At 61.8% G+C, this 587-nt stretch carries 1 protein-coding gene; it reads right to left on the minus strand.

What is annotated here, in order from left to right:
• On the minus strand, positions 1-562 hold a 562-nt coding region (locus C5470_RS22190), incomplete at its 3' end, for a condensation domain-containing protein (RefSeq protein WP_242688284.1).
• Positions 563-587 lie beyond the last annotated feature (25 nt).

Genomic DNA, 587 nt, shown 5'->3' on the forward strand with positions numbered 1-587 from the left:
TCTGCCAGGCAAACATTACCTGGAACAGCGGCGTATGCGCCAGCCGGCGCGGCGGTTGGACAATTTCCACCACCTGCTCAAACGGCAGATCCTGATGGGCCTGGGCCGCTAACGCGGTTTGCCGGACTTGGGTCAGCAATTCAGCGACCGTTAATGCCCCCGAGAAGTTCATACGCAAGGCCAGCGTATTCACGAAGAACCCCATCAACGATTCCACTTCCTGCCGGCTGCGGCCGGCACTCGGGGTGCCGATAATAATATCCTCCTGACCGGACAGCCGCGATAAGACCACGCCCCAGGCCGACAACACGGTCATAAACAGGGTAACCCCGTGCTGCTGGCTTAACTGTTTCAGGGCGGTGGTTAATTCGGGTCCCAAGCGAACCGGTAATACCTGACCGGCAAACGACGGCTCTGGCGGGCGGGGACGGTCTGTGGGCAACGCCAGCAGCACCGGGGCATCGGCCAGTGTTGTGCGCCAGTAGTCCGACTGCGCCTGGGTACGTTCGGCGGAAAACCACTGATGCTGCCAGGCGGCGTAATCCGGGTACTGAATGGCCAATGGGGGCAGCGGATCCGGCTGGCCG

The sequence above is a fragment of the Photorhabdus stackebrandtii genome (genome assembly GCF_011189495.1).
GTDB lineage: Bacteria > Pseudomonadota > Gammaproteobacteria > Enterobacterales > Enterobacteriaceae > Photorhabdus > Photorhabdus khanii.